This is a genomic window from Streptomyces alanosinicus (assembly GCF_014650595.1).
GTDB classification, from domain to species: Bacteria; Actinomycetota; Actinomycetes; order Streptomycetales; family Streptomycetaceae; genus Streptomyces; species Streptomyces alanosinicus.
Map to the genome: position 1 here is coordinate 120,060 of NZ_BMVG01000010.1, position 21,159 is coordinate 141,218.

Below are 21,159 nucleotides of genomic sequence, written 5' to 3' on the forward strand. Positions count from 1 at the left end.
GAGCCTCCGTACGACCGGCGCACACCTACAGGGGACGACCTTGGTACGCAACAGGCGCAGACGCCCGACCGGCGCACGACGCGCGACCTTCGCAGCGGTGGCTCTGATGCTGGGCGGAGGCGGCCTCGTCGCGGCGAACGTCTACGCCTCGGCGACCGAGAGCTCGGGCGCGGGGTCCGGCACGAACGGAACCGGACACGTCCTGTCCGCGGGCATGGCGACGATCGACTGCCCCGATGTCGGCAGCCGGCTGACGGACGTACCGGACGCGTCCCGCTCCGACGTGGACCGCGAACTCGCCCTGCTGGACCGCCAGACGGCCGCGGCCTACCAGCAGCTCCAGCAGGCGGGACAGCCCACCGGCCAGGGCTCCGGTTCCAGTGCCGGCTCCACCACCCCCAGTGCCGGCTCCACCTCCAGTTCCGTCTCCGGTTCCGTGGACGACACGATCATGAACCCGCTGAAGGAGAAGCGGGCCGCGGCGATCGGGCGGATATCCGACGCCATAGACCGGGCCGGCCAGCGCCCGCAGGGCCTCGACGCCCTGGCCGCCTGCACGCTGCGCCCCGGCGCCGACGGCACCGGCAACGGCGGCCAGGCCACCGCCACCGCCACGGCCTCCCCGGGCCAGGGCGCGCAGCAGAACGGCGCCGGCCAGGGCGGCAACGGACCCGTCGTCTCCGACTACGTGGACATCACCTCCGTACAGCCCGACGGTTCCACCCCGCCCCAGCAGGCCGACGCCTCGCGCGGCAGCTTCACCTCCGACTGCGGGGTCAACGCGAACGGCCTGTTCAACTCGGACAACGTCATCGTCGCTCCCGGCGTCACCAATGGCGCCCATCACTTCCACGACTACGTCGGCAACCAGGGCAACAACGCCTTCGCCAGCGACGACGATCTCGCGAAGGCCGGGACGAGCTGTGCCGACCAGGGCGACAAGTCCTCGTACTACTGGCCGGTGCTGCGCCTGCAGAACGGCACCCAGGAACGGGACGCCGGTTCCCCGGGCGGCGGTACGGAGGGCAACGCGGGCCAGATCGTCACGGCCAGGCAGGTCACGCTGACGTTCGAGGGCAACCCGCGCGGCAAGGTCACCGCCATGCCGCGCCTGCTGCGCATCATCACCGGCGACGCCAAGGCCTTCGTCAACGGTCCCGGCAACGCCAACGCCTCCTGGAGCTGCACCGGTTACGAGAACCGGCAGCTGAAGGACAAGTACCCGCTGTGTCCGGCGGGCAGCGACGTCGTACGCACCTTCCGCTTCCAGAGCTGCTGGGACGGGCGCAACATCGACAGCGCCAACCACCGCACCCATGTGGCCTTCACCGACGCCGACGGCGCCTGCCCGGCGGGCTTCCGCGCCATTCCGCAGCTGGTGCAGCGGATCGTCTACGACGTCCCGGCGCCGAGCGTGCAGGACGGCGGCCGTACGGTCCCGCTCTTCGCGGTCGACTCCTTCCCCGAGCAGCTGCACAAGCCCGTCACCGACCACGGCGACTTCGTCAACGTCTTCGACGACGGCCTGATGCGCGAGATGGTCGACTGCATCAACTCCGGCCGCACATGCGGTCCCGACGGCGACGGCTCCGGAACGACGACGGCGCCCACGGTGAGCCCGGGGGACGGGGCGACGGCGCAGCCCGGCGGCACCGCGACTGCCACCGCCACTGCCAGTGCCACCGCCACCTCCGTCCCTGCCCCGGCACCCTCGGCCTCCCGGCCGAGCGACGAACCGCGGACCGACGCGACGACCACACCGACCCGCACCGGCGAGCAGAACCACGCCACCGAGCAGCCCCCGGCCGCCAAGCGGCACCGAGGCGCCCGGCAGGGCCGTCCCGCCCCGGCGGCATCCGCCGCTCCGACGGCATCCGGCACCCCCTCGCCCGCCGCGTCCGCCCGGTCGGCGCAGTCCGGCCCGTCGGCGGGGTCCGCCGCCCCCACCGAGTCCGCCGCCGCCCAGACCGCTCGGGCCACCGCCACCGGATCCGTTCCGCCCGCCGCCGCGCAGCCCCGACCGCAGGGCTCGCAGGGCTCGCTCGCGGAGACCGGGACCCGTCTGTGGCCCGCGGCCCTCGGCACCCTGCTCGCCCTGTCGGGCCTGATCATGCTGCTCAGGGCGAGGCGGTTGCGCTACTGACGCAAGGCGAGCGTCTGCTCGGCGAGGGCGTAGGCGGGCCGCATGGCGTCGTGCTCCTCGGTGTCCATGCCACCGAGGTGCAGGACGACCGGCCCGTCGGGCGTGCTGACGGCGAGGGCGGTCTCCGCCTTGGTCTCGCCGAGCAGCTTGCTGGTGTACAGGTACTCCGCCTCCACGCCGCGCAGACCGCCGCCGGTCGTGACGGAGCGGTACCGCTCCTTGCCGGCATCGCCCTCCGCGGCGACGAACTGCCGCAGCACGCCCCCCGCGTCGGTGTGCTGCGGCTTGCCGGTCCACCCCCGAAGAAAGCCGATGTGGCCGGCCGGCTTGGCGTCGATCTCGCAGGCCGCGGTGACGGGTCCCTGGCGCAGCACGGCGTCGGCGAGCGCCCCGCTCAGGTCGCCGCCGGAGCCCTTCGAGGCCTTCGACAGCTCCGTCCTCGCGTCGATCGCCTCGGCCTTCCAGTGCCGGGCGATGTCGAAACGGACGGGCAGCGCACAGTCCGACCCGGCCGCGCCGATCGAGCCGCCGCTCGCCGCGGCCGTCCCCTTGCCCCCGGCGCCCGAAGACGCGCTCGGCGACCCGCCCGAGGCGTTCTCCCCCGCACCGTCCGCCGATCCAGCGCACCCGCCGAGCAGCGCCGCCAGCGTCACCGCCACGACCGCTCTGCCCCGCACGGACCCCACCCTGACCTGCACTTCTTACTCCCCTCTCGTCGAGGGGCGACACTGTGACCGAGGGCACCGACAGCGCGGCACACCATGTCCCGTGCGGGCCGGGCCGGTTCAGCCGGCGACGAGTGCCTTGCAGTACACCGTGGAGCTGCGCCGGACCGTCATACCGAGATGCTCGTACAGCGCGAACGCACCGGTGCCGGAGTGCGTCCACAGCGTGCAGGCGGACCTGCCCCGCCGATGGAAGGTGCGGAACGCCTGCCACAGGAGCGTGCGCGCGATGCCCCGACCGCGGTGGTCGCGCCGTACCGCGACCCGCTCGACGTAGCCCTCCATGTACCCCTCCATGTACCCCTCGCCGTACCCCCCGGCACCGCCCTCCGCGTCCCCGTCGCGGTCCCCTTCGTGCCCTCCGTCGTGGCCCTGGACGTCGAGCGACAGCACGGCCCCGACCATCTCGTCACCGGCGAAGGCCACCGGTGACGCCGCGGGCAGGAACGTGGGGCGTTCGACGGTGCGCCGCGCCCATTCCGCGTAGGTCTTCCGGCGCGGCTGCCACTCGTCGAACGCGTCCTCGGTGAGCCGGTACGCGGCCTGTTCGTCACCGTGCCGGAACGGGCGCACGCTGATGCCCGCCGGCGCTTCGGGCACGTACGGTTCGTGCGGCAGCGCGATCTCCAGCAGCCACTCGGTGACCAGCCGGGCGTACCCGCCGGCCCGGAGCAGGGCGGTCGCGGCGTGATCGGTGTCGGAGACCGTCTGCGCGAGCCGGTCGCCGCCGGCGCTCCGGGCGCGGTCCTCGGTCCAGCCGAGCAGGCCGCTGCCCAGCCCCCGCCCCTGGTGACCGGGGTGCACATGCACCCTGGCCCGCCGCCCCTTCACCCAGCAGAAGCCGGCCGGACCGCCCGCGCCGTCGTGCACGAGCAGCGTGTCGGACTCGGGGCACAGCCCGGGCAGGGACAGCTCGGCGGCGAGCCGGCCGGGGCCGGTCCTCGGACGGCCGTACAGCTCGCGTTCGTACGCGGCGACCAACTGGTGGATCGCGGCCACGTCCGCGAGGGCCGCCGCGCGGCACCGGTAGCCGTCCGGCAGCCACGGCGGGCGAAGAGCCGTCATATGTGTACCCGTGCTGGTCACGGCAGCCCCTCCCGTCCTTCTCGTGCACAGCCTCTACCCCGGCGCGCCGGCTGCCACGCCCCGCCGTTTGCGAGGCGCCGCCGGCGCACGGCAGGGTGCGGGGTGTGCCTACCTTGCTGATCGTCCACCACACCCCGTCGCCCCACTGCCAGGCGCTGTTCGAGGCCGTGGTCTCCGGCGCCACCACACCGGAGATCGAAGGTGTGCGCCTCGTGCGGCGCGCGGCCCTGTCCGCGACCGCCTCCGACGTCCTGGAAGCCGACGGCTATCTGCTCGGCACACCGGCGAACCTCGGCTACATGTCCGGAGCGCTGAAGCATTTCTTCGACCAGATCTACTACCCCTGTCTGGACGAGACCCGGGGGCGGCCGTTCGGCTACTACGTCCACGGCGGCAACGACGTCACGGGCGCCGTCCGCGCCGTCGAGGCCGTCACCACCGGCCTCGGCTGGCGGCGCGCCGCCGAGCCGGTGACCGTCACCGGCGAGCCCGCAAAGTCCGACACCCAGGCGTGCTGGGAGCTGGGAGCCGCGGTCGCCGCGGGTCTGATGCCCGACAGCTGAGCGCCGGGCCGGCCGGGACGCCGCGCGCCCTGGGCCGGACGGGGGACCGGCGCCGCCGGCGGGAGGGCGCAGGCACCGGCTGCCCGGACGGATGGAGGTGCGGGCCCGGTGTCCCTGGCCGACGATGGGACCGGGCCGGGAACCGTCGGCGTGGCCGGGCCCGTGGCCCGTGGCCCGTGGCACGTGGCACGTGGCACGTGGCCGGGCACACGTCGTCGTGCGTCATCGAGTGAGGGAGCGTCGGATGCGAGCGGACGGCCACGCACCCGGACGGTCCACACCCGAGGGCCGGGACGCCGGCCAGGACGTCAGAGGACTGCTGCGCCGGTGCGCGCGGGACGTGGTGGACGTCGCCGAGGGCATCCGCGCGGTGTCCGCGCGCACCAGCACCGTTCTGTTCGCGCCGCACCTCTTCGCCGGTGCGCGCCGCAGTCCCCGGACCGGCCTCGCCGCCCAGTGGGCCCTGCTGCGGGCCCTGACCGACAGACAGGGCCTGGTCGGTGCGGTGCTGGGCCGGGAGAGCCTCGCCGCGCTGGTCGCCGTCACCTCGCTGCGGCTCAGGATCGCCGCCGTACTGGTCGACCACCCCGAGTTCGCGCGCGACCCGGGCATGCGCCGGCTGGCCGAGGCCGTCGCCGGCCACGGCCTCGGGGCGGTACGGGCCCTGCGCACCCTGCTCCGCGACCAGGGGGCCCAGCGCGCCCTGTCCGGGCTGACCCCCCTGATGGCCGAACTCCCCTCCGTGCGCGCTCTGTTGGACGCTCGTCCGCCGGACGGGGGCCCGGGTGACGGTGCGGCCGAAGCCGTCGAACTCGCCGACCAGGAGAAGCAGTTCATCGCGACCGAGGGCTCCTTCCTCGGTTTTCTGCGCACCATCGAGGTGCTGTCCGCCGGCGGGCGGATCCTCGTGCAGAACGTGCGCGGTCCCGACGGTGTCGTCCGCTATGTCGTCCAGACGCCCGGCATCGCACCCGGCCGTCCCCGCGACGACGCACCGCACGACCTCGCCGCCGGCGCCGGGCGCGGCCTGTCCGAGGCCCACCCGCCCTACCTCCGCTCGGTCCTGCTCGCCCTGACGAAGCACGGCATCCCGCGCGGCGCCGACCTCGCGCTGATCGGACACGGCGAGGGCGGGCTCGCGATGCTGCACCTCGCCGAGGACGAGGAGTTCTGCCGCACCTACCGGGTCACACACGTCGTGGCCGTCGGCTCCCGGGCCCACGACGTACAACCCGCCGACCCGCACACCTGGATCGCCACCATCGCCAACCAGCACGACATCATGCCCGGCCGGGACGGGCAGGACCTCCGGGACGGCCGGGCCGCAGGCTCCGCGGGGGACCCGCGCCCGAACCGGTACGAGGTCGACTACGCCGGGCCCACCCGCGAGTTCCCGCTGTGCCACCTGCTCCGCGAGTACATCGAGCATCTGCGCACGGTCGTTCCCGGCGCCCGCGCGGACGTCGACGAGGCGCTCACGCCGTACCGGGGCCCGATCGTGCGGACACAGGCCTACCGGCTCAGGGACCGCGGCCGCCCGCCCGAGGGCTACCCGTTCCTCACCCTGCCGACCCGCTCGGTCCCGACGACCGTCGGCCCGGTCGACGTGCCGGTGCGCTACGCCGACTCCGCCGCCGCCCACCTCTGCTTCCCCGTCTGCGCCGACACGGCGCGCCGCCTGCTCCCGGATGTCGGCTGGCTGACTCCGAGCCTGCTGGGCCGGCGCGCCCTCGCCGTGCTCTCGCTGCACGAGCACCGCAGCACGACCATCGGCCCGTACACCGAGATCGCGCTGTCCGTCCTGGTCGACGACCTGTGGCGGCCCCGCCGGTACGACATCGCCGCGGACCTGCTGCGCCGCCCCGACCTGCGCCGCACCGGCCGCTACGTCCTCTCCCTCGCCGTGACCAGCGAGGAGGCGCGTGTGGTCGCCCGGGAGATCTGGGGCCAGTCCGCGATGCGGACGACCGCCGAGGCCGATCTGACGGGCCGGGAGATCGAGGTGCGGTCCCGGGACCTCGGGCTCACCGTCGCGGGCCGGCTCGGACCGGGCATCCGCTGCCCGGAGGCCGACTGGGTCCTCTACGGCCGCCGGGGCGGGAGCACCGTACGCACCCTCGTCCGGGCCCACGGCAGGCCGCGGCTGCACCCCGGCACCGGGGTCCGGCTGCGGCTGGACACCGCGGCGGCCGAACCCCTCGCCGGACAGCTGCGCCGGCTCGGCATGAACACCGCCCGGCCCCTGTTCGTGCTGGCCTGCCCCCAGTTCATGGCCCACCGCAGTGCCGGCGCCGTCCTGCCGCGCTGACGCCCTGTCCCTGTCCCGTCGAGTGGGAGCCGCCATGGTGACCGAGTCCCCCCGAGCGAGCACGGCCCCGGCCGGTGAACTCCTCGCACACGTCAACACCTTGCGGGCCGACGCCGGCCTCATGGACGGCTACGCCCGTCGGCTGCTCGCCACCGCGGCCGCGCTGAGCGGCTGCCCGGCGGCACCCGGCTGGAGCCGGGCCGTACTGGAGCGGCAGGCCGCCGCGTGCTTCACGGCGGCGAGGCGACTGCGCACCGCCGCCGAGGCGTTGGACACCCATACGCGGGCCGGAAGCCGACCCCTCACCCCGGCCGGCCTCAGCGCACCCGTTCCGCCGCCGCCCGGGTGAGATGCCGGCGCGGCGCGGAGGCGTCCCGGGCCCGCCGCGAGCCGCTCGCGGTGCCCTCGGCGAGCGGCCGTACGAAGAGGCTGACGGTGGCCTCTTCCGTGAAGCCGTTGCGGCGCATCAGCCCGGCGGAGGCGGTGTTGCGTCGCTCCACGTCCGTGACCACGCACACCGCCCCGGCCGCCGCCAGCCGCGCACAGCACTCCTTCACCAGCCGGGAGGCCACCCCGCGCCCCTGGTAGGCGGGGTCGACGGCGATCCATTCCAGATAGCTCCAGTCGGCGCGCTGCTCGAAGGTGGGCGAACCGAGCACGAACCCTGCCACCCGGTCGCCGTCGAGCATCACGAGGCAGGCGGAATCCGGCGCGTCCAGGTGCTCGGCCACGGCGGACAGCGACCAGCCGGTGTAGGGCATGGCGTCGGTGTCGTACACGCGGTGACCGAGGTCGAGGACGGCGGCCAGGTGCTCGAAGCCGAGGGGCTGCACGGTCAGCTCCTCGGAGGTGGGCGGGACGGCGGCCATGGGCACTCCCTTCGAGGCGGCATTTCGCAGCATATGTCCGCTCCGCCGGTCCGGCACGGCCGACCGCACCAAGGCCGGCCCCGTCAGGGCATGCCCCGTCAGGGCTCGCCGTGTCAGGGCTTGCGGGCCACCCCGACATACACCGGCTGTTCCCGCCGCACCCGCATGCCCGGCTCGGGGTGCCAGCTCGTGGCCGGCACGACACCCGGGTCGCACAGCTCCAGGCCGTCGAAGAACCGGGTCACGTCGGCGAGCGAACGGGCCTGGACCGGGGTGCCGCCGGCCCGGTACACCGCCTCGATCCGCTCCCGCAGCGCCGGATCGAACTCGCCGCTGCCGTGGGACAGCGTCAAGTGGCTGCCGGAGGGCAGCGGGTCCAGCAGCGCGCGGACGACACCGTACGGATCATGTTCGTCGGTGACGAACGGCAGCAGCGCGATCAGCGACAGCCCGACGGGCCGGCTGAGGTCCAGGTGCTCGCGGGCGTACTCCACGATCCGCTCCGGCTCGCGGACGTCGGCGTGCAGATAGGTGGTACGGCCCTCGGGCGTGCCGTGCAGCAGGGCTTCGGCGTGCCGCAGCACGATGGGGTCGTTGTCGGCGTACACCACCCGTGCGCCCGGGGTGACCGCCTGCACGATCTGGTGCAGATTCGGCTCGGTGGGGATGCCGGTGCCCACGTCCAGGAACTGGTCGACGCCCCGGCGGGCGACGAAGCGGGCGGCCCGGTGCATGAACTCGCGGTTGGCCCAGGCGGAGTCCTTGACGCCCGGGAACAGCTCCAGCACCCTGCCCGCCGCTTCGGCGTCGACGGCGTAGTGGTCCTTGCCGTCCAGGAACCAGTCGTACATCCGGGCGGAGTGCGGCTTGCCGGTGTCGATGCGCTCCGGGCTGAATCCACTGTCTGTGCTGGATCCGGTGTCTGTCACGTCGGCTCTCCGTGAAAGGTCGGGGTGTGGGTGGCGCGGCGCCGGTCACGCGCCGCGGTGGTTGGCGGTCAGCGGCACCGGGCGGCCGCCGCGCTGTCGTGGCGGTGCCAGACGGCCTCGACCACCCGGCCGTCGGGCAGGGTGTGCCGGGGCGGTCCCTCGTCCGGTACGAAGCCGGCGTGGACCAGGGCCCGCCGGCTCGCGGTGTTCCCGGGTTCCGCGCCGGCCCGGACCGTGCTCAGCCCGGCATGGGTGTGGGCGAGCGTCACGCCCGCGCGGAACAGCTCCGCCCCCAGACCCTGGCCGCGGCAGGCCGGGGCCAGCCAGCCGCCCATCTCGCCCGTGCGGTGCTCCAGTTCGAGGGCGCCGGCATAGCCGAGGTCGGATCTGCGCACACAGACCAGCAGCAGCGGGCCGTCCGGGCCGGGCGCATAGGGCCGGGCCAGTTCCCGTGGCACCCGGCGGCCGTCGTCACCGGCCGGCCGCCAGGCGAGAAGCGCCCTGCGGGTGCGGGCATCGGGCAGCACCTCGTCCGCCTGGGTGCCGAGCCAGCGCTGTGCCTCGGCGTCGGCGCAGGCGGCGAGTGCGGCGGCGACGTCCAGCCGGGTACGGGGCGTGAACAGCAACAGCCGTTCGGTGGCCAGGACATGCAGGCCGGCCTCGGGCCGGCAGTGTCCGGGCAGGGGAGGAGCGGACGCGGCCCGGCGCCGGCGGATCAGCGACCACACCACCCTGCACACCCCCGACGCAGCGGCCCGCGCGGCGAACACGGAGTCCGTACCGGCCCCCGGTTCCCCACGGGATGCGGATGACCCGCACCGGCGGCGAATGTACCGGGCTTCGGGGGTGCAAGGGGCGGATGAGGAGGCGGTTTTGGGACAGCGTGGGGACGGGGGTGCGGGGAGGGGTGTCAGGGGTGTCAGGGGTCGGCGCGGGGAGCGGGGGAGTGCCGCGCCCGAGCGGGGGTTCGGGGTCAGACGGGCCGTTCCTGGGAGCCGGGCCTGGGGCGGGTGCGGGTCCACGACGGGTCGGCGGCCGGGGCGGGGGCGGGGGCGGGAACGGGTGCGGTGTGGGGCATGCGATTCCTTCGGACGAGTGGGGGGCGGTCCGTGGGACGGGGCGGGGCGGGCGGGTCGGCGGGTGTGGTGTCAGTCGTGGCCGGGCGCCAGCTCGGCCCAGACGACGCGGGCGGGCCGACCGGGTATCGGCGTCACACCCCAGTCGCGGCTCAGCGCTTCGACCAGCAACAGTCCGCGCCCGTGCGGGTCTTCGGGGCCGGGGCGGCGGGCTACGGGCAGCGCCGGGCCGCCTTCCCGGTCCTCGACCTCGATCCGGGTCCGGTCCGCCGTGTCGTGCAGCCGGCAGACGATCCGGTCACCGGCCGTGTGCACGAGGGCGTTCGTGACCAGTTCCGAGGTCACGAGGACCGCGTCGGCACGGGGACCGTCCGGTACGCCCCAGGCGGCGAGCAGTTCCCGTACGACACGGCGGGCCGTGCTCACGGCCGCCGGCTGGGCCGGCAGGTCGAACGCGGCGGCGCGGGGCGGCGGAACCCCGGAGGCGAGCCGGTCGGGGCCGACGGGCCCAGGGAGTCGACCGAGGCGCTCGCCTCCGGGTGGTCTGCGGACACCGGCCGTCACCGGCGGCCGGTGGGGATGCTCCGCGCTGTCACCGGCGGGGCGGGACTGCCGCGCGCCGTCCAGGAACCGATGCGGCCGGTCCGCCTCGGCGGGAGCCCGGTCCGGGTGTTCCAGCGAGTCCGGCGTCCCGTCCGGGCCGGCGGCCGCGGACCGGTGCTGACGGGGCACCGCGGGCAGCCGTAACGCGCCGACGGCCAGGCGCGGTTCCTCGGGGGACGGGGGGAGCGGTCGGGGGAGGGAGGGCGGAGCCATCGCCGTACGCCTTTCGTCCGGCCTCACGTGGGGGGTGTCGTTCCGGGCCGACCGCGCCGTGCAGCAGACGGCACACCGCCCCCGATGAGGCCGTACCCACGGCCCGGTCTCCCCCTACCCGGCCACGCCGCCTGCTCCTTGGTCGGCCGGAGCGGCGCGTCCACTGTCCCATCTGCCGACAACGCTCCGCAACCGGCAAGTTGAAATTTGCAAGTGGCCAAGTGCATGCTGCTTCGGCCGGAACGTGATCGAATGGTTCGGGGAAGAGATCGAGGGCGACAGTGTCCTTGGGCGACCTGGTGAGGGGGTGTGGGGGTGACCGCGGAGACCGACTGGGGCGGCGCACCCTCCGTCCTGCGCATGATCCTCGGGCGACAGCTGGAGGACCTGCGGACCCGGGCCGGCCTCAGCTACGACGAGGCGGGCGCCGCCATCGGTGTCAGCCACTCCACGATCCGCCGGATGGAAGCCGCGAAGGTGGCCCGGCTGCGGCTCACGGACGCCGAGAAGCTGCTCCAGGTCTACGGCGTCAGCGACCGGGACGAGATCGACACCTTCCTGCAGTCCGTGCGCGAGGCCAACAAGCGCGGTTGGTGGCACACCTACCGCGATGTGATGCCCGACTGGTTCGCCGCCTATCTGAGTCTGGAACAGGCCGCGTTGCAGATCCGCGCGTACGAGAACCAGTTCGTGCACGGTCTGTTGCAGACCGAGGACTACGCCCGCGCCCTGCTCGCCGCCGAGAATCCGCATGCCTCCGCCGAGGCCACCGAACGCCGGGTCGCGCTGCGTATGCGCCGCCAGGAGCTGCTGGCCCGCGACACGCCGCCCCGGGTGTGGGTGGTGATGGACGAGACCGCGCTGCGCTGGCCGGTCGGCGGGACGCGGGTGATGCGGGCGCAGATCGACCACCTCGTCGAGGTCAACCGGCTGCCCCAGGTGACCCTGCAGCTCATGCCGTTCGCGCACGGCCCGCACCCGGCGATGCGGGCGGGCGCCTACCACCTCTTCCGGTTCCGGGCCCGTGAACTGCCCGACATCGTCTACCTCAACGGCCTGGTCGGGGCCGTCTACCTCGACAAGGCCGGCGACGTCGTGGTGTACCGCGAGGCGCTGGACCGGCTCGGCGCGCAGGCCGCGCCGGCCAGGAAGACCGAGTCACTGCTGGGCGCGATCCGCAAGGAGCTGTGACGCACCTGCCCGTACGCAAGCCCCCGCCCCCGACCCGAATGGGAGACATGGCGTTGCCCGACAACGGATGGCCGGCCGACCGGATCGACACCCACAACGCCCACTCAGCCCGCATCTACGACTACATCCTCGGCGGCAAGGACTACTACCCCGCCGACCAGGAGGCGGGCGACGCCATGGCCCGGGAGTGGCCCGCGCTCCCGGTGCACATGCGCGCCAACCGCGACTGGATGAACCGCGCCGTGCGCTTTCTCGCCGAGGAGGCGGGCATGCGCCAGTTCCTGGACATCGGCACGGGCATCCCGACCTCGCCCAATCTGCACGAGATAGCCCAGTCCGTGGCCCCCGGGTCCCGGGTCGTCTACGTCGACAACGACCCGATCGTCCTCACCCTCTCGCAGGGCCTGCTGGCCAGCGCGCCCGAGGGCCGTACCTCCTACATCGAGGCCGACTTCCGTGACCCGGCGGCCATCCTGGAGGCCCCGGAGCTGCGCGAGACCCTGGACCTGGACCGGCCGGTCGCCCTGACGGTCATCGCCATCGTCCACTTCATGCTCGACGAGGACGACGCGGTCGGCGTCGTACGCCGGCTGCTGGAGCCGCTGCCGTCCGGCAGCTACCTGGCGATGTCCATCGGCACCGCCGAGTTCGCGCCCGCGGAGGTGGGCCGGGTCGCCCGCGAGTACGCGGCCCGCAACATGCCGATGCGGCTGCGCACCCTCGACGAGGCCCACGCGTTCTTCGAGGGGCTCCAGCTGGTCGAGCCGGGCATCGTCCAGGTGCACAAGTGGCACCCCGACGGCACCGGTGAGCAGGGCATCCGCGACGAGGACATCGCGATGTACGGGGCGGTCGCCCGCAAACCCTGACCACCCGCCGACAGGCCCGCACCGGCCGGCCGTCAGGCCCGCACAGACCAGGGGCCGGGGTCCGAACCCACCTCCCGGACCCCGGCCCCTCCTCATTTCCACGCGGCGGGACCGGCGGCCCCCGCATGCCGGGTGACGGAAATGACCGAAAGGACGTGGAAACACGTCCGGAATTCAGCCCAACCTTTCCGATGCCTCATGTTCCGGGAATTGCGTGGAAAAAAACCTGGAGAAGCGGAACCGGCGCGAGGGAAATGCGGTCTTAAAGTCCGTCGAAGGCCGGGATTCGGCCTGGTCGTGATGGAAACCGGGGGAATGAGACGTATGTCCGTTCGCAGTCATAAGACCCTGATCACCGCCGTGGCCCTCACCGGCGGACTCACCCTCGCCGCCGTGACGCCCGCCCTCGCGGGGACCGCCGCGAGCCACACCACCCGCGCCACCGCCGTGTCCTCCGCCCAGGGCGACCCGCGCAATGCCACCCAGCACGTGGCCGACTTCTACGGCGCCTACATCGACGCCGTCTGGGCCACCGACGACAAGTCCGCCGGTGCCGCCGCCGACGCGCTGCGGGCCTTCTATCTCTCCGCGGCCGCCCAGAAGAAGGTCGCCGCCTTCGAGAAGAAGGAGCACGCCGACGGCATCCTCTTCGCACAGAACGTGCCGGTGAAGTGGAAGGTCGCCTACACCGGCTCCGGCTCCGGCTCCGGCCATGCCACCAGCCGTGTCACGCTCACCTGGGGCGACGGACCGCATGCCGAGGTCAGCAAGATCGACGTCCAGTCCGATCTGAAGACCCTGAAGATCACCGACCTCAGGTCGGTCCGCTGACCGGGGGGCGTGCGGCCCCGCCCCGCCCCACTCGGGGCGGGGCTCACGCCTGCCATGACTAACCGCCGCGGCCCGGGAGGCGTCAGCCGTGGTGGAGGGCGTTCACGTCGGCGACCCGGCCGTGCCCGTGGTGGCGGCGCCGTTCGGCAGCCGTGCGGTGCAGCGCGATGAGCGCGGCGTCGTCATCCAGCCGGCCCCCGGCATGGGTGAGCAGATCGCGCCGCACATGGTGCATCAGCGCCTCGGGACTGTCGTCGGTCCAGCGCACCGCACGCTCGGCCAGCGGATAGAACCGGCCGCGGGGGTCCCGCGCCTCCACCACACCGTCGGTGTAGAGCAGCAGGGTGTCGCCGGGCTCGAAGGAGAACACGTCCAGCGTGTGCTCGGTCGGAGCGTGCACCCCGAGCGGGGGTGAGGGGTGCAGGCTCGGCACCGTGACCGCGTGGCCGGGGCTCAGCAGCAGCGGCGGCGGGTGGCCGCAGCTGGTCATCCGGGTGACCGGATCCTGGTCCGGGATCTCCACCAGCAGCGCGGTGGCGAACCGCTCGCCCGCCAACTCCGGCGGGTCCAGCTCCGCCGCGTACCGGGTCACACTCTGCTCCAGCAGGGCGGCCAGGTCCACGAGCGGGATGTGCCGGTGCGCGCTCTCCCGGAAGGCCCCGAGCAGCAGTGCGGCCTCACCGACGGCGGACAGCCCCTTGCCGCGCACATCGCCGATCAGGACCCGTACGGCGCTCTCCGTCCGGGTCGCCGCGTACAGGTCGCCGCCGATCTGCGCCTCGTCCTCGGCGGCCAGATACAGCGAGGCGATCCGCAGTGGGCCGATCTGCTCGGGCAGCGGCCACATCAGCACATGCTGGGCGGCCTCGGCGACCGTGCGGACCTGGGCCAGCTGGGCCTGCCGGCGCTCGCGCAGGGCGCTGTAGACGACCAGAATCACCGACAGCACCGCGAGGGTGATGATCTGCACGACGTGGTTCGTGGTGCCGATTCCGCCATGGGTGACCCCGATCAGGATCTGGGCGGCCAGCGCCAGCCCCCCGATGGCCGCCGTGGTCCGGGGACCGGCGATGGAGGGGGTGAGCGCGGGCGCGATCACCAGGGCCGGACCGAGGTGGACGTTGTAGGGGGCCTGCATGTCCACCACCGTGATCACCACGATCAGCGTGATCGGGAGCAGCAGCAGAGCGTGCGTCGACTGCCACGGCTGCCGCGGAAGCGCCCTGAGCCGGGGTCTCATTCCTACAGCGTGCTCCCCGCGCGGACGCGACGCACGTCACGCGGAAGGAAGACGCACGTCACGCGGGAAGAAGAGGAGCGGTCCCGGCGGAGCGCCGGGCTCAGTACACCTCGTCGAGAATCGCCGGCACCTTCTGCTCCCGCGGCAGCGGTGGCGCGTTCTTCGTGACCGCGTCCGCGACCGAGCCCGCCGCGACCGCCGGCAGCAGAGCGCGGTCGGCGCCCAGGGCGCGCAGCGGCCCCTTGATGCCCAGGGCGCCGGACAGCTCCCGTACCGCGGTGACGGCCGCCCGCGCCCCGTCGCCGTCGGCGGGCGGCGGCACCCTCAGCGCCCGCGCCGTCTGCTCGTACGCCTCCCGCGCCGCCGGTGCGCTGAACTCCATGACCTCCTCCAGCACGGCCGCGAGGGCGACGCCGTGCGGGGTGCCCGTGTGGGCGGTGAGGGCGTGGCCGATGCCGTGGACCAGATCGAGCCCGGACAGGGTGAGGGCCTGGCCCGCCAGATGCGCGCCCATCATCAGCTCGGCACGGGCGTCGAGGTCCGACCCGTCCCGATGGGCGCGCGGCAGCGCACGGCCGACCATGCCCACGGCCTGGGCGGCGTACGCCGGCGAGAACGCGTTGGCGCCGCGCGAGGCCAGCGACTCGATGCCGTGGACGAGCGCGTCGATGCCGGTCGCCGCCGTCGCCTCCGTCGCCGCCGACGGCAGGCCGAGCGTCAGCTCCGGGTCGAGCAGGGCGATGCGGGGTGTGACGGACGGGTGGCCGATGTACACCTTGCGGCAGGCCGCCGCGTCCTCGATGACACCGAAGCCATTGGTCTCCGCGCCGGTCCCGGAGGTCGTCGGCACGGCGATCAACGGCAGCCCGTCCGCCGCCTCCCACAGGTGGTCGGCGTCGGCGGCGACCGCGTCCGGGTTCCCCACCAGCAGGGATATGCCCTTCGCGGCGTCCAGCACCGAGCCGCCGCCGAGCGCGATCAGCACCGCGGGACCGAACGCACGGGCTCGCGCGGCGCCCGCGTCGACGCTCCCGGTGGACGGATTGGGCGCCACGTCGTCGTAGCCGGCGTACTCCACGCCCGCCAGGTCCAGGATCTTCAGGACGCGGTCGGCGACCCCGGCCGCGCGCAGTCCCCGGTCGGTGACGACGAACGCGCGGTGATGACCGGTGTCCGCGATCAGCTCGGGCAGCAGCTCGACGCGGCCGGGGCCGAACTCGACCCGGCAGACGGTGTCCAGGCTCAGGGGGGTGAGGCTGTCGGTCATGGTGCGGCTCCTGGAAGGACTCGGTGGCGTCAGACCGTGACGGGGGCGGCGTCGAGCGTGGCGGTCGGGGGCGGCAGCCTGAACTCCCGCCCGGCCAGCGCCTCGTAGAGTCGCACCGGGCTCATCTCGCCCGCCAGAGCGCCGTGCTGGGCCTTGGCGCGGCGGTAGACCTGCTCGACCAGCGCCGACAGTTCCGTGGAGACCCCCAGATCGCGGCCGAGGTCCACGGCGAGGCCGAGATCCTTGCAGGCCAGCGCCATCGCGAAGGAGTCGTCGTAGTCGCCGTCGGCGAGGACGACGGAGGAGAAGGCCTTCGGCCGAAGAGCGGTACAGGGGCTTGCGGGGGAAGACGGATCCGAGGGGGGTGAGGTTCCCTCCCGCCCCGGATTCCGCCCTCCGTGGACCTGTGGGTCTTCCCACACCCGCGTGCTTGCGCTATGGATCTTGACGCCCGCCTCCCGGCTCGCTGAACTGTCACCGATCGGGCCTCACCACCGCAGAGCCCCACACCGGAGGAGGGGTGGGCCGGCGAGGGAAGATCCGTACATCTATACGATGGCGACCCAAACGGGCGGATGACGGAAATGCGTCCTGCGGCCGGACTGCCCGGCCCGGGATGGAGGGGGCGATGGACATGTCGGGGGAGCCGAAGGCGACGGGCTGCCGTGTCTCATGACGACTGAAGGGCCCGTCCCGTGGTGCTGCTCGCTGCTCGCACGGTTCGCCCGCTTCACCGGCCGCATCCTGCGCGCCGAGTGGCACTCCATCGTCGTCGACCCGGTGCACCGCCTCGTGCGCCGCGGGCTGTCCGGGCTCCTGCTGGGGTTCGTGGCCGCGTTCGGAGTCGTCTTCTTCCACGACATCGCCCAGCACCCGGCCGGAGCCCTCTGGGTCACCCGGCTCGGCGGCGTCAGGGCTGATCTGCCGCTGTGGCTCTCCCTGCTGCGCTCCCCGGTGTCGCTGTACGTCCCGGCGCTCGACCTGCCCGTCTGGGCGGGCATCACCACGCTGTTCCTCTCCTTCGCACTCGCCGAAGCCGTCCTGGGCCGCGCCCGCACCCTGGCGATCGCCTACGCCACCACCGTGGCGGGCACCCTCGCCGCCCGCGTGATGGTCGCGGCGGGTCCCGGCTGGTGGGGCCTCGGACTGCCGCCCGCGTGCGCACACGTCCTCGACACCGGGCCCTCCGCGGCCGTCGTGGGCCTGTTCACCTATCTGTCGGTGATCAGACGCGCCCCGGTGGTGTTCACGATGACCGGCGGCTCGATGGTGTGGGAGTCCGTCGCCGTCCCCAACCTGGCCGGCCGCGAGCATCTGATCGCCGTGGGCACGGCGATCGTCCTCGGCCTTCTGCACGGTCGCCGCGCACACCTCCAGGCACGTCTGCGGATCCTGCTGCGCGTGCGGGAACGCGGGTTCGCGCACGCCGGGCCGGCGGTGATCCCCGCGCCCGCGCGGCCCCCGGCGAAGGCGGCGCCGGAGCTTTCGGGGCCGTCGGTGCTGCCGGCGCCCGCACCCCACCGGTCCGTGCCCCCGCGGGCGGCCGCCGGCCGCTCCCCGGACGCGGCGATGACGGCCCTGGAACGCTGATCGCACCGGAATCCCTCGGATCCCTCCCCGGATCCCTCGGATTCCCCTGGATCCCCTTGGATCCGGCTCGATCCCGCTGATCCCGGCGCACCGCCCTGTGGCGCTGCCCACCCCGTCAATGTGATGGTTTTCGCACGTCGACACGAGCGGGCACCCCCTAGGGTTGCCGCGAGGTACGGCAGGGCGTGGCTGACACCATGGTGTTCGTCGCCGGCAGGCAGCTGAAGGGAATCCAGGATGTTCCGCAAGGTGCTGGTCGCCAACCGTGGAGAGATCGCGATCCGCGCGTTCCGGGCGGGCTACGAACTCGGTGCGCGCACCGTCGCCGTGTTCCCGCACGAGGACCGCAACTCACTGCACCGGCAGAAGGCCGACGAGGCGTACGAGATCGGCGAGCCGGGGCACCCGGTGCGGGCCTATCTCTCCGTCGAGGAGATCGTGGGCGCCGCCCGCCGGGCCGGTGCCGACGCCGTCTACCCGGGCTACGGCTTCCTGTCCGAGAACCCCGAACTGGCCCGCGCCTGCGAGGAGGCGGGCATCACCTTCGTCGGCCCGAGCGCCGCCACCCTGGAGCTGACCGGCAACAAGGCCCGCGCGGTCGCCGCCGCCCGGGCGGCCGGCGTGCCCGTGCTCGGCTCCTCCCAGCCCTCCACCGATGTCGACGAACTGGTGCGCGCCGCCGAGGAGATCGGCTTCCCCGTGTTCGTCAAGGCCGTCGCGGGCGGCGGCGGGCGCGGTATGCGCCGCGTGGAGGACCCCGCCCAGCTGCGCGAGTCCATCGAGGCCGCCTCCCGCGAGGCCGCCTCCGCGTTCGGCGACCCGACCGTCTTCCTGGAGAAGGCCGTCGTGGACCCGCGCCACATCGAGGTGCAGATCCTCGCCGACGGCGCGGGCAACGTCATCCACCTCTACGAACGCGACTGTTCGCTCCAGCGCCGCCACCAGAAGGTCATCGAGCTGGCCCCCGCGCCGAACCTCGACCCCGAACTGCGGGACCGCATCTGCGCCGACGCCGTCCGCTTCGCCCGCGAGATCGGCTACCGCAACGCGGGCACCGTCGAGTTCCTCCTCGACCCCGCCGGCAACCATGTCTTCATCGAGATGAACCCGCGCATCCAGGTCGAGCACACCGTGACCGAGGAAGTCACGGACGTGGACCTGGTCCAGGCCCAGCTGCGGATCGCCGCCGGCGAGACCCTCGCCGACCTCGGCCTCGCCCAGGACACCATCACCCTGCGCGGCGCCGCACTGCAGTGCCGTATCACCACCGAGGACCCCGCCAACGGCTTCCGCCCGGACACCGGCCGGATCAGCGCCTACCGCTCCCCGGGCGGCTCCGGCATCCGCCTGGACGGCGGAACCACCCACGCCGGTACGGAGATCAGCGCGCACTTCGACTCGATGCTGGTCAAACTCACCTGCCGGGGACGGGACTTCAGGGCCGCCGTCGGCCGCGCCCGGCGTGCCGTGGCCGAGTTCCGCATCCGCGGCGTGGCCACCAACATCCCGTTCCTCCAGGCCGTGCTGGACGACGCCGACTTCCAGGCGGGCCGGGTCACCACCTCCTTCATCGAGCAGCGTCCGCATCTGCTCACCGCCCGCACCTCCGCCGACCGCGGCACCAAACTGCTCACCTACCTCGCCGACGTGACGGTGAACAAGCCGCACGGCGGACGCCCCGACCTGCTCGACCCGCTCACCAAACTGCCGTCGCTGCCGGCCGGCGAGCCCCCGGCCGGCTCCCGTCAACTCCTCGTCGACCTCGGCCCCGAGGGCTTCGCCCGCCGGCTGCGCGAGTCGCCGACCCTCGGCGTCACCGACACCACCTTCCGCGACGCCCACCAGTCGCTGCTGGCCACCCGCGTGCGCACCAAGGACCTCCTCGCCGTCGCCCCGGTCGTCGCCCGCACCCTGCCGCAGCTGCTGTCCCTGGAGTGCTGGGGCGGCGCCACGTACGACGTGGCGCTGCGCTTCCTCGCCGAGGACCCCTGGGAGCGGCTGGCGGCGCTGCGCGAGGCCGTGCCCAACATCTGCCTCCAGATGCTGCTGCGCGGCCGCAACACCGTCGGCTACACCCCGTACCCGACCGAGGTGACCGACGTATTCGTGCAGGAGGCCGCCGCCACCGGCATCGACATCTTCCGTATCTTCGACGCCCTCAACGACGTCGGCCAGATGCGCCCCGCCATCGAGGCCGTACGCGAGACGGGCACCGCGATCGCCGAGGTCGCCCTCTGCTACACCGCCGACCTGGGCGACCCGGCCGAACGCCTCTACACCCTCGACTACTACCTGCGCCTCGCCGAGCAGATCGTCGAGGCCGGCGCGCATGTCATCGCCGTCAAGGACATGGCCGGACTGTTGCGCGCCCCGGCCGCGGCCAAGCTCGTCTCGGCGCTGCGCCGCGAGTTCGACCTGCCCGTACACCTGCACACCCATGACACGGCCGGCGGCCAGCTCGCCACCTACCTCGCCGCGATCCAGGCGGGCGCCGACGCCGTGGACGGCGCGGTGGCCTCGATGGCCGGGACGACCTCGCAGCCGTCGCTGTCGGCGCTCGTCGCCGCCACCGACCACTCCGACCGCCCCACCGGACTCGACCTCCAAGCCGTCGGCGACCTGGAGCCGTACTGGGAGGGCGTCCGCAAGGTCTACGCCCCCTTCGAGGCGGGCCTCGCCTCCCCGACCGGACGCGTCTACCACCACGAGATCCCCGGCGGCCAGCTCTCCAACCTGCGCACCCAGGCCGTCGCGCTCGGCCTCGGCGACCGCTTCGAGGACATCGAGGCCATGTACGCGGCCGCGGACCGCATCCTCGGCCGCCTGGTCAAGGTCACCCCGTCCTCCAAGGTGGTCGGCGACCTGGCGCTGCATCTGGTCGGCGCCGGCGTGTCCCCGGAGAACTTCGAGGAGACGCCCGACAAGTTCGACATCCCGGACTCGGTCATCGGCTTCCTGCGGGGCGAGCTGGGCACCCCGCCCGGCGGCTGGCCCGAGCCGTTCCGTACCAAGGCGCTCAAGGGCCGGGCCGCGGCCAAGCCGGCGCCCGAACTGTCCGCCGAGGACCGGGAGGGACTGGCCAAGGACCCCCGGTCCACCCTCAACCGGCTGCTGTTCCCCGGCCCGACCCGGGAGTTCGACACCCACCGGCAGGCCTACGGCGACACCAGCGTCCTGGACAGCAAGGCCTTCTTCTACGGCCTGCGCCAGGCCAAGGAGTACGCCGTCGACCTGGAGCCCGGCGTCCGGCTGCTGATCGAACTGCAGGCGATCGGCGAGGCCGACGAACGCGGTATGCGCACCGTGATGTCCACGCTCAACGGCCAGTTGCGCCCCATCCAGGTCCGCGACCGGGCCGCGGCCTCGGACGTCCCGGTGACGGAGAAGGCCGACCGCGCCAACCCCGGCCATGTACCGGCGCCGTTCGCCGGCGTGGTGACCCTGGCGGTGGCCGAGGGCGACGAGGTCGCCGCCGGTGCCACCGTCGCCACGATCGAGGCGATGAAGATGGAAGCCACCATCACCGCCCCCAAGGCGGGCCGCGTGTCCCGGCTGGCCATCAACCGCATCCAACAGGTCGAGGGCGGCGACCTCCTGGTCGAACTGACCTGAGCCCGGCGCGACCGGCCACGACGCACCCGCGGACGGCTGACCGC

The 21,159-nt window shown here is 73.6% G+C and carries 18 protein-coding genes; 9 read left to right on the top strand and 9 right to left on the bottom strand.

Translation table 11 applies throughout. From position 1 onward, the window contains the following. Positions 1–106: 106 nt before the first annotated feature. On the top strand, positions 107–2,143 hold the full coding sequence (locus IE277_RS22405; protein ID WP_189955287.1) for a DUF1996 domain-containing protein: 2,037 nt from the start codon (positions 107–109) through the stop codon (positions 2,141–2,143). Here IE277_RS22405 and IE277_RS22410 read toward each other — a convergent pair. Together IE277_RS22410 and IE277_RS22415 are read right to left on the bottom strand one after the other, a co-directional pair. Then, entirely contained in the window at positions 2,137–2,841 is a 705-nt protein-coding gene (locus tag IE277_RS22410; protein WP_189955140.1) for a lipoprotein, read from the bottom strand. The genes IE277_RS22405 and IE277_RS22410 overlap by 7 nt on opposite strands. A gap of 87 nt (positions 2,842–2,928) precedes the next feature. Continuing rightward, the gene (locus IE277_RS22415; protein WP_229881899.1) at positions 2,929–3,954 is read right to left on the bottom strand and encodes a GNAT family N-acetyltransferase; all 1,026 of its coding nucleotides are present in this window, start codon (positions 3,952–3,954) and stop codon (positions 2,929–2,931) included. A 104-nt stretch (positions 3,955–4,058) separates the two neighbouring features. Here IE277_RS22415 and IE277_RS22420 point away from each other — a divergent pair, with 104 nt between their 5' ends. The 3 genes from IE277_RS22420 (at position 4,059) to IE277_RS22430 (ending at position 7,174) form a co-directional block, all read left to right on the top strand. After that, on the top strand, positions 4,059–4,517 hold the full coding sequence (locus tag IE277_RS22420; protein WP_189955142.1) for a flavodoxin family protein: 459 nt from the start codon (positions 4,059–4,061) through the stop codon (positions 4,515–4,517). 244 nt (positions 4,518–4,761) lie between these two features. Beyond that, positions 4,762–6,825 carry an acetoacetate decarboxylase family protein gene (locus IE277_RS22425; RefSeq protein WP_189955144.1) on the top strand — a complete coding sequence of 688 codons (2,064 nt, stop codon included), beginning with the start codon at positions 4,762–4,764 and terminating at the stop codon, positions 6,823–6,825. A gap of 34 nt (positions 6,826–6,859) precedes the next feature. After that, complete coding sequence (locus tag IE277_RS22430) at positions 6,860–7,174, top strand: hypothetical protein (RefSeq protein WP_189955146.1); 315 nt, start codon at positions 6,860–6,862, stop codon at positions 7,172–7,174. Here the strand turns inward: IE277_RS22430 and IE277_RS22435 are convergent. The 4 genes from IE277_RS22435 to IE277_RS22450 form a co-directional block, all read right to left on the bottom strand. Further along, positions 7,143–7,694, bottom strand: a complete 552-nt coding sequence (locus tag IE277_RS22435; RefSeq protein WP_189955148.1) for a GNAT family N-acetyltransferase — start codon at positions 7,692–7,694, stop codon at positions 7,143–7,145. The two genes, IE277_RS22430 and IE277_RS22435, sit on opposite strands and share 32 nt — an antisense overlap. Positions 7,695–7,807: 113 nt before the next feature. After that, positions 7,808–8,545 carry an SAM-dependent methyltransferase gene (locus tag IE277_RS22440; RefSeq protein WP_189955290.1) on the bottom strand — a complete coding sequence of 246 codons (738 nt, stop codon included), beginning with the start codon at positions 8,543–8,545 and terminating at the stop codon, positions 7,808–7,810. Between the two features lie 146 nt (positions 8,546–8,691). Continuing rightward, a complete protein-coding gene (locus tag IE277_RS22445; RefSeq protein WP_189955150.1) occupies positions 8,692–9,354 on the bottom strand; it encodes a GNAT family N-acetyltransferase in 663 nt (220 codons plus the stop codon). 417 nt (positions 9,355–9,771) lie between these two features. Beyond that, entirely contained in the window at positions 9,772–10,515 is a 744-nt protein-coding gene (locus tag IE277_RS22450) for an ATP-binding protein (RefSeq protein ID WP_229881900.1), read from the bottom strand. Between the two features lie 315 nt (positions 10,516–10,830). Here IE277_RS22450 and IE277_RS22455 point away from each other — a divergent pair, with 315 nt between their 5' ends. The 3 genes from IE277_RS22455 (at position 10,831) to IE277_RS22465 (ending at position 13,406) form a co-directional block, all read left to right on the top strand. Next, complete coding sequence (locus tag IE277_RS22455) at positions 10,831–11,706, top strand: Sco1979 family transcriptional regulator (protein ID WP_189955152.1); 876 nt, start codon at positions 10,831–10,833, stop codon at positions 11,704–11,706. Between the two features lie 53 nt (positions 11,707–11,759). Beyond that, positions 11,760–12,575 (top strand): SAM-dependent methyltransferase, encoded by an 816-nt coding sequence (locus tag IE277_RS22460; protein WP_189955294.1) that lies wholly within the window; start codon positions 11,760–11,762, stop codon positions 12,573–12,575. A gap of 324 nt (positions 12,576–12,899) precedes the next feature. Further along, positions 12,900–13,406, top strand: coding sequence for a hypothetical protein (locus IE277_RS22465; RefSeq protein WP_189955154.1), 507 nt, complete (start codon positions 12,900–12,902; stop codon positions 13,404–13,406). Between the two features lie 82 nt (positions 13,407–13,488). On the opposite strand, the gene IE277_RS22470 is transcribed toward IE277_RS22465, so the two are convergent. The 3 genes from IE277_RS22470 to IE277_RS22480 all read right to left on the bottom strand — a co-directional run bounded on the left by IE277_RS22470 (position 13,489) and on the right by IE277_RS22480 (position 16,335). Beyond that, positions 13,489–14,646, bottom strand: coding sequence for a PP2C family protein-serine/threonine phosphatase (locus IE277_RS22470; RefSeq protein ID WP_189955156.1), 1,158 nt, complete (start codon positions 14,644–14,646; stop codon positions 13,489–13,491). Between the two features lie 100 nt (positions 14,647–14,746). After that, positions 14,747–15,913, bottom strand: a complete 1,167-nt coding sequence (locus IE277_RS22475) for an iron-containing alcohol dehydrogenase family protein (protein ID WP_189955158.1) — start codon at positions 15,911–15,913, stop codon at positions 14,747–14,749. A 29-nt stretch (positions 15,914–15,942) separates the two neighbouring features. Then, entirely contained in the window at positions 15,943–16,335 is a 393-nt protein-coding gene (locus tag IE277_RS22480; RefSeq protein WP_229881901.1) for an NAD-binding protein, read from the bottom strand. A gap of 250 nt (positions 16,336–16,585) precedes the next feature. Here IE277_RS22480 and IE277_RS22485 point away from each other — a divergent pair, with 250 nt between their 5' ends. Next, the gene (locus tag IE277_RS22485) at positions 16,586–17,503 is read left to right on the top strand and encodes a hypothetical protein (protein WP_229881902.1); all 918 of its coding nucleotides are present in this window, start codon (positions 16,586–16,588) and stop codon (positions 17,501–17,503) included. A gap of 237 nt (positions 17,504–17,740) precedes the next feature. After that, positions 17,741–21,115 (top strand): pyruvate carboxylase, encoded by a 3,375-nt coding sequence (locus tag IE277_RS22490; RefSeq protein ID WP_189955160.1) that lies wholly within the window; start codon positions 17,741–17,743, stop codon positions 21,113–21,115. Positions 21,116–21,159: the final 44 nt, after the last annotated feature.